The following is a 1,664-nucleotide window of genomic DNA, read 5'->3' on the forward strand; positions in this document are numbered from 1 at the left end:
CTACCAACAACGACAACATCAAAAGAAAGATCATCAGGATCCCCCCCTTCGGCAATAATTGCGTCTTTGTTAGATTTTGCCATTGCTTTAGTTACAGCTTTCTTAAATGCTTCACATTGTGTTGTTGCTCCAGAGATAGCATCAACATGTGGACTATTTGAATCAATAATTCTATGTTTAATTTCAGTAAAATTATTTAAAACTTCACTATCAAAATTTTGCGCATTAACTAATTGTATATCTTTTATAAAATCCTTACCTAACTCAACGTTAATCAAAAATTCATAAGATTCATCATTAACTTTCTCTTGATACTGACCTGGTTTGAACTTTTTCACATTAAGGTTAGCATCACGAATCAAACTTTCAACAAGGGAAAAATGCCATAAAGGCTCAGGAATATTAAGCTCTTCCCGTTTATCACTATTGATAAATAGTTCTAACTTTTCCCCTTTTTTAATGCGACTAACCCAATCAGGATAAGCAATACAAGCACGACCAACAGCAACTAAATCATAGCCATTTTTAAAAGCTGCATCGATATCACTTTGATTAACAACATTACCGACGCCCACAACAGGAATTTTAGCTAATTGCTCAGATCGCATTGCAACATATTTATTGATTAGTGGTGTTGTATCTTCGGTATCAACGATCGAAGGTCTTAAAATCGACCCCATTGAGAAATGAACATAATCAAGCCCTTTTGCAGCCAGTTTTTCAAGCAAATACATGGTATCATCAAAACGAATACCAGGGACTTCTAGCTCTTCGGGGGAAAACCGATATCCAACAATAAACTCAGGAGTTGCATATTGTTGAATCATATTATGTGTGATATCTAAAATCGCAAGCGGGAATCGAGTACGATTATCACGATTCCCCCCCCATTTATCATTACGTTGGTTTGAATTAGGTGAGTAGAATTGTTGAATTAAATAAGTATTTGCGCCATGAATTTCTACACCATCAAAACCAGCCTGAATAGCACGACGCACAGCTTGACCAAACTTGTCAATCATTTCATCTACTTCTTCAGCCGTTAATTCAACTGGAGTTGGAGCATTCGGGCGTGGAGCAGCAATGGCACTCGGGCCTACTGGTGATTGGCCACCAATTAACTTTGGCTCAACCATTCGTCCACCATGATAAACTTGAATAATAGCTTTAGAACCTTGCTCTTTGATAACTTTAGCTATTTTTGTTAATCCCTCAATTTTATCATCACTATCTAAGCCAATTGCGCCAGGAAAAGCTAATCCTTTATTATCAACAAAGCCACATTCGACTATCACTGTGCCAATATCACCAGCTCTTACTCGGTAGTATTCAATCAAATCATGCGTAACAGAACCATCATAAAAACCTGAACAGGTTGTCATCGGCGCCATCATGATGCGATTTTTTAATTCTACCCCATTTGGTAACGTTAACGACTTAAATGTAAGTTGATTTGTCATTTGATATACCTAATTATTTTATTTGAATTCATTTATTAGCAATTATGATAGCATCCCAAACAACAATTCTCTATGTAAATTCAGTCTATCAATACATTAAGTATCAATTTTTCGACAGTATTTTTTACATATTTATTAATGAATTAGGTATGCATCGTTTTTAGAATCGACAAAATTACTTCGTTTTCATATAAAAAATCATTA

The 1,664-nt window shown here is 35.3% G+C and carries 1 protein-coding gene; it reads right to left on the reverse strand.

Going from position 1 to position 1,664, the window contains the following annotated elements:
• A partial coding sequence (locus tag A9G30_RS09195) for an oxidoreductase (RefSeq protein ID WP_141672063.1) occupies window positions 1–1,460 on the reverse strand: 1,460 nt, incomplete at its 3' end.
• Window positions 1,461–1,664: the final 204 nt, after the last annotated feature.

The organism is Gilliamella sp. Fer4-1, assembly GCF_001690515.1.
Classification (GTDB): Bacteria; Pseudomonadota; Gammaproteobacteria; order Enterobacterales; family Orbaceae; genus Gilliamella; species Gilliamella apicola_C.